At 39.2% G+C, this 6,981-nt stretch carries 3 protein-coding genes; all 3 read left to right on the plus strand.

The genetic code is table 11. From position 1 onward, the window contains the following. The first annotated feature begins 61 nt into the window (after positions 1 to 61). The 3 genes from DBR11_RS29265 to DBR11_RS29275 all read left to right on the plus strand — a co-directional run bounded on the left by DBR11_RS29265 (position 62) and on the right by DBR11_RS29275 (position 5,727). Complete coding sequence (locus DBR11_RS29265) at positions 62 to 3,232, plus strand: TonB-dependent receptor (RefSeq protein ID WP_108556049.1); 3,171 nt, start codon at positions 62 to 64, stop codon at positions 3,230 to 3,232. Positions 3,233 to 3,252: 20 nt separating this feature from the next. Further along, positions 3,253 to 4,764 (plus strand): RagB/SusD family nutrient uptake outer membrane protein, encoded by a 1,512-nt coding sequence (locus tag DBR11_RS29270; protein ID WP_158275415.1) that lies wholly within the window; start codon positions 3,253 to 3,255, stop codon positions 4,762 to 4,764. Positions 4,765 to 4,893: 129 nt separating this feature from the next. After that, the gene (locus DBR11_RS29275) at positions 4,894 to 5,727 is read left to right on the plus strand and encodes a hypothetical protein (RefSeq protein WP_146186718.1); all 834 of its coding nucleotides are present in this window, start codon (positions 4,894 to 4,896) and stop codon (positions 5,725 to 5,727) included. Positions 5,728 to 6,981: the final 1,254 nt, after the last annotated feature.

A 6,981-nucleotide genomic window follows, 5' to 3' on the forward strand; every position in this document is an offset into this window, starting at 1 on the left:
GAAATTATGTGATAACGAATATATTAGCGAATTATTATTTCACCTAGATTTATTTTAATTCATGAAAAAACTTTTACAAAGTTTGTTCGTGTTGGTGTTTTTAGCCGCCTCGGCAATAGCACAACAACGGACAATCACTGGTACAGTTACGGGAAAAGATGATGGACAACCATTACCTGGCGTAACTGTAAGAATCAAGGGTTCCAATGCTGGAACAAGTGCCGGTGCTGACGGCAAATTCTCTATTAAAGTTCCTTCTACCGCTAAAGAACTAGAATTCCTTTCTGTAGGGTATGTGCCTCAAACCAGGGCAATCGGATCTTTAAGTGTTATTAATGTAGTTTTGGTGCCTGATGCTAAGCAACTTGGAGAAGTTGTAGTAGTAGCTTATGGTACTGCAAAGAAAGAAGCCATAACCGGATCTGTAGCCACCATGGGATCTAAGGAGATTGACAAGAGGGTTGTTACAAACGTGACAAATATCCTTGCTGGTTTAGCGCCAGGTATTTCTGTCAATTCGGGCAATGGTCAGCCAGGAACTGGTTCTGCAGTCCGCTTGCGTGGTTTCGGATCGTTTAATGCTTCAAGTGCTCCTCTGTATGTATTGGATGGATCTGTGTTTGATGGTGACCTGGGTGATATCAATCCAAATGATATCGAGAGTGTTTCTGTTTTAAAGGATGCAACATCTTCAGCGCTGTATGGTTCTAGAGCCGGTAATGGTGTGATTATCATTACCACTAAGAGGGGTAAAACTTCGATTCCAAGATTGAGTGTCAATCTAAGTCAGGGTTTTTCTGAAAGAGGAACACCAGAGTATGATAGATTGGATGCTAAGGAATACTATCCGGCAATGTGGCAGGCTTTAAAAAACAACTATCGCTACTCTGCTTCTCCTTCTTTGACTGAAGATGCTGCGGCAACAAGGGCGACAAATGAAATTAAAGGGCTGCTGGTTTATAACCCGTTCAATGTGCCGAATAACCAAATTGTTGGTACTGATGGAAAGTTAAACCCGAATGCATCATTGCTGTATAATGATTTTGATTGGTATAACCCTTTGCAAAGAACGGGTAACAGAACAGATGCTTCTATGAGTGTTTCTGCTCAGTCTGATAAATCAGATTATTACGTTTCCCTAGGGTATTTAAAAGATAATGGATATATCCTAAAATCAGATTTCAAAAGATTTAATGGCCGAATCAATGCAAATAGCCAGGTTAAGCCTTGGTTAAAAACGGGTGTAAATATTTCCGGATCTTTTTCAGATGGAAATTTAGCCAGTGATAACTCTACTGACAATAATTCAAGCTATATCAATGCATTTAGTTTTGCCAGAGGAATCGGGCCAATCTATCCGGTTCACGCTTTTGATGCTTCTGGAAATGCAGTTTTTAACAGCGTGACAGGAGAGCAATGGTATGATTATGGTACTTATCCTGGTGCTGTAACCAGACCTCAAGGCGCTTCTCCTGGTAGAAACGTGGTTTATGAAACCTTATTGAATGACAACTTGTACAGAAGGAATTTATTAAGTGGAAGAACCTATTTAGAGGTAAAATTCTTAAAGGACTTTACTTTTACGCCTTCCATTAATGTGGATATTAGAAACAATACTGGAAAGCAATATCAAAACCCAATTGTTGGTGATGGTGCTACTTATAATGGCTATTTGTACAACAGTTCTTCAAATGTTAAATCCTTTACTTTTAATCAAATCTTAAATTATAATAAGAGTATCGGTGATCATAATTTTAGTGCTTTATTAGGACATGAGAATTATGATTATACTTATAGGTTTTTCTCTACCTCTAAGACTTCTCAAGTAGTAACAGGAAATACAGAATTAGATGGATTTGTTACGCCTTTAAGTTCTGGCGGACGCAAAGATAGAGAGACTATTGAGTCTTATCTTTCGAAATTCAGCTATAATTATGCTCAGAAATACTTCTTTGAAGCTTCGGTTAGAAGAGATGGAAGTTCAAGATTTTCTCCAGATTCTAGATGGGGTACTTTTTTCGCTCTTGGAGGATCATGGAGTATCAATAAAGAGTCGTTTATGAAAGACAATAACTGGATTGACGACTTGAGAGTAAAGGCTTCTTATGGACAGGTGGGGAATAACTCCTTGCTTAAGGCGGATAACACAGCAAATTATTACGGATATCAGGCATTTTATGACCTGGGGTCTAATAATGGAACGGAGCCAGGTGTTTTATTGTCTTCTATTGCCAGTCCTGATTTAAAGTGGGAGTCTGTGAATACTTTTAATACTGGGGTTTCTTTCTCTTTCTTCCAGAAAAGATTGTATGGAGAATTTGAGTTCTTTAAAAGAGGTTCAGATAACTTGCTATTTAGTATTCCTCTGCCGCTATCAGATCCTGTTACTTCTGTGCTCAAAAATGTTGGTTCAATGTATAATACAGGGTTTGAGCTTCAGCTTGGAGCGGATTTAATTAGAACGAAAGATTTTACCTGGGGTATCCTGACAAACTGGACAACCTTCAAAAATAAGATCACTAAACTTCCTGCTGAGACGCAAGTTATTACTAGTGGAACCAAGAGAAGAGAGGTTGGCGGTGATTATTACAGATATTGGTTGAGGCAGTATGCAGGTGTTGACCCAAGTGATGGTTCTGCACTGTATGTTCCTGCTGATGGAACTGCTGCTGCAAATATGCGCACAGTGAATGGTGTACAGTATGTAACCAATCAGACTTATGCTAAGTATGGTTATTCAGGTACTGCTATTCCGGATTTAGCTGGGTCAGTAACCAATACTTTCAGGTATAAAGATTTTTCTTTGTCGTTCTTGATTAACTATCAGATTGGAGGTAAGTTCTATGATAGCATTTATCAAAATCTGATGAGCGTTTCTTATGGAGCTGCGCTACATAAAGATATTTTAAATTCATGGACGCTTGCTAATCCAAATAGTGATATCCCAAGGATCGATGCTGGTAATACGACTAACATTAATGCAACTTCTTCCAGATTCCTGATTGATGCATCTTATGTAAGTTTCAGAAATGTAAACTTATCCTATAATCTTCCTAAGAGATGGTTAGGTAAGCTGGATGTTTCAAGTGCAAGGGTATTTGTTTCCGGTGAAAATTTAGCCTTGATTTCTAAAAGAAAGGGATTGAATCCAACAGAATCTTTTGATGGTGTAAATGCCAATACTTATTTGCCAAGCAGGACCATCAGTTTTGGCGTGAACTTCTCATTATAATGAATAAAAGGAAAAGAGATATGAAAAAATTTATAATATTTTCAAGTGTGGTTGGAATGTTGTTGGCGTCTGGTTGTAAGAAGGATTACCTCCAAACAACGCCTACTGATAAAGTTGAGGGTGATATTGTATTTACAACTACAACCAATGCGAATGCCGCGCTAAACGGTATTTACAGATATATGTTCGAAAGAACAACAACAACAACATCCAATGCTCAGGGTAAACCTGGTGTAGCGGGTATTTTGTTAGGTATTGATTTTATGGGTGAAGACTTGGGACAAGCGAATGCGACCTGGTTTACTTCTACTGGTGAAGGTAATTATGTGGCTGCTCGTACAGATACTCATGCTTCAAATTTGTATTATTACAGAACGTTTTTTAGAATGATTGCCAATGCCAATTACATCATTGATAAAATAGACGGTGTTGTTGGAACAGATGCAGAAAAATCCAGAATTAAAGCGGAAGCTTTAACTTTAAGAGCCTATGCTTATTCTTATCTTGTGCAATTCTATGGCAAGCGATATGATGCTGGTGCTAAACCGAACAGTCAATTGGCAGTTCCTCTTTTATTATCATCTACGGATTCTAAAAAACCTCGTGTTAGTGTAGAAGAGGTATATGCTGCGATTGTTGCTGACCTTGACAGGGCTATTGCATTAAATGTAACAACGAAGGCCAATAAAAGCCATGCAGATGTATGGGTTGCTAAAGGTCTGAGAGCGCGTGTTGCTTTAACTATGCAGGACTACCCGAATGCAATTAAATATGCTAAAGATGTGATTGATGGAGGCCAGTATCCTCTTATGGATGCAACAGCTTACCAAAGCGGTTTTAATGATGCGACGATCATCTCTGAGATGATGTGGGCAATGATGCCAACGCTTGATCAGGGGGATGGATTTGGATCCTTCTTTGCTCAGATTGCCTATAATGCAAATACAAGTTATATGAGAGGTACGCCTAAGAGAATTAATTCTGCTTTATATGACAAAATATCTGCTACAGATGTAAGGAAAAAAATGTGGGAGGCTGCTCCAACAGCGGCTAATTTTCCATTGCCTACTATCGCAACCTGGGTAAGACAGCCTTATATGACACGTAAATTTTCTGTTAAGGTTGTTGGTGGTCCTTCTTTAGGGGATGTTCCTGTAATGAGAAGTTCAGAGATGTATTTAATTTTGGCTGAAGCTTACGCTTTGTCTCAACAAGATGCATCCGCTCAGAATACCTTATATACATTGGTGTCTAAAAGAGATCCTTCAGGCGCGGTAAAATCCACCAGTACTGGTACTACCCTTCTTAATGAAATCTATTTTAACAGAAGGATTGAACTTTGGGGAGAAGGTTTCCGGTATTTGGATTTAAAACGGTTGAATTTGCCATTGGATAGAACAGCGGTTCCTAATTATGTTGGAACTTCTGTGGCTAACGTTATGCAAATCCCCGCCGGAGATGTTAGATGGCAATTCTTTATTCCAAGAGTTGAAATTGAAGCTAATCCAAATATTGGCCCGCAAAATCCGTAATAGATTTTATCTTTAACTTATACCAGGGGATATCCAAATTTTGGATATCCCTTTTTTCATATAATGATCTTTGATTTTTTAGGTTTAAGATTAGATTTTGTATCTTCAATTACACAAAATGAACCACAAATGAAAAAATTATTTATCCTTGGCGGTCTGCTCTGCCTTTTTGCTTCCTGCTCTAAATACCAATATGGTACCCTTAACAGTACTAATGCGGTTAAAAATGAGCAATCTGGTGATTTTATCGTTGAAAACGATACGTTAGCTATTGTTTATCGTTTTAAAGGGGAAAATGCTCCTTTGAATATTCAGATCAAGAATAAACTGAATGAGCCTTTGCATGTGGATTGGCGACGTTCAGCATTGATAGTGGGTGATAAGGCTGTCGTTTATGCAGATAATAAGATTAGCATACAGGGGGAAACATTTTCTCAGTCTAGTTATGGTAGCTTTTCAAGGCTGGATGATTCTAAATCAAGGAGTGGGACTTTAGCTGCTACGGCAAACCTTCCAGAAAATGATAGCTTTATTCCTCCACACTCTACTATTGAAAGAACGCTTTTAAAATTATCTGATACTTTACTCTCTCTTCCTAAAGGGAAATTTCACCAAGTTCAAATGTATTCTTTGAATGGAGAGGTTGTTTATAACGTTAAATCGGCAGTGTTTACCAGAGAGAACTCTCCATTGGTATTTAAAAGTTACCTGACTTTTTATACTGAAAATGGAAAAGAGGCTAAAGGATTTCCTGTCCAACAAGAATTCTATCTTTCTCAATTGGTACAGACTGGACAAAAAGGACAGAAATCAGAGTTTAATCCAGGAAATAGATCTGACATCTTTTATACTTCTAAGACTACAGGGTACGCGAAAACAATGACTTTTATTGGTGCGGGCCTTTTTATTGGGGCTGCAGGTGCATTGGCAGATAAGGATACCAATACAAATAAGCAAAAATAGAGTAAAAGGATAGCTACAATTCGTATTGTCAATACGGATAACAACAAGGTGTTTTGACTATACTGATCCGGTTCTTTGGCTATTGTTTTTTTATTTCAAGTTTTCTCGGTTCGGATTGGAATTTTTAGGACACCTTCTTCCAGGCTGCGCGATATCAGGCGGCTGAAGAAGCCGCAGATCTCTAAGGCCTTCCAGCAGGTATCCTAAAAATTCCTTAGCATATTGGCTAGGGAGGGTGCTAACCAGGCAATTCTTTAATTTTTCCGGTAACCTTATATATATAGCCTATCCATCTATAGTAGTATACAATAGATATACAACCTATATAGCGCTTAGTCAGGGGCTATAACAAGCGGCGGACAAAGACAAACCCGATACGCCTGTGAACCGGAGCAGGATTCGCATTTCCCGAATGAGCTGCGTTTGAGGTGCGGTTTTGATCCGTGGAGGTCCAGTTTTGTTTATAGGCCCTTGTTCCCCTCCTTTGGGCGCGATTCTTACCTTATTCATAGTTATTTCCTGAACCTTTCTGCTGTTACCTGGCCACTGCTGTTGTCTGAGCCCTGCCGTTTCTGCCCCCTCCTCTGCACTTTGCCAGGAAAACCGGGGGTATGCTGCGGAAAGGCCTCAGAGAGCTGCGGCTTCTTCAGCCGCCTGATCTCGTCCAGCCTTGAAGCAGCATGCCCCGGTTTTCCATCAAGTCACCCCACTCCCCCTAATATTCCTATTATATATACTATTGGATTCTATTTACGACCTTCTGTTCGGGAACTGCACACCAAATGCGCATCTGGGTCGCATCTTGTCCGCAAAAAGGTACCCCTTTTGCGAACAAGATGCGACCTTGGTACGAAGATGATATGAACTTGATCGCTTCCAGGTAACAAGCAGTCCGGTTCTGTAGGGCTTTTTTGCAGGCGATGATCAAGCTAAAGCCCCGATTCTTCGCCTTCCGTTTTTAAATTGTAATTTTTCCTATTGAAAATAAGGGAGTTATAGAAATGTTTTAAATATTAGTGAAGATATGTTTGCAGGGCGGGAATTTTTTTCTACTTTTGCATCCCGCTTCGGAAGGAAGGGGACAGCAGAAAAGGCGAGTGAGGGTGATTTGAAGAGTGGTTTAGTAAGGATTTATGATTATGGAAGTTTGCGAAAGCATCGGAAATAAAAAAGCAAAAAAAGATAAAATAAAATTTGCGAATAACATAAAGATTGCTACCTTTGCAGTCCCAAACAAAACGGGAGTTACCAAAC

This window comes from Pedobacter sp. HMWF019 (assembly GCF_003061025.1).
In the GTDB taxonomy this organism is placed as follows: domain Bacteria; phylum Bacteroidota; class Bacteroidia; order Sphingobacteriales; family Sphingobacteriaceae; genus Pedobacter.

Coding starts and splice junctions, on each gene's coding strand:
- DBR11_RS29265 (WP_108556049.1), top strand. CDS start 62: ATGAAAAAACTTTTACAAAGTTTGTTCGTGTTGGTGTTTTTAGCCGCC.
- DBR11_RS29270 (WP_158275415.1), top strand. CDS start 3,253: ATGAAAAAATTTATAATATTTTCAAGTGTGGTTGGAATGTTGTTGGCG.
- DBR11_RS29275 (WP_146186718.1), top strand. CDS start 4,894: ATGAAAAAATTATTTATCCTTGGCGGTCTGCTCTGCCTTTTTGCTTCC.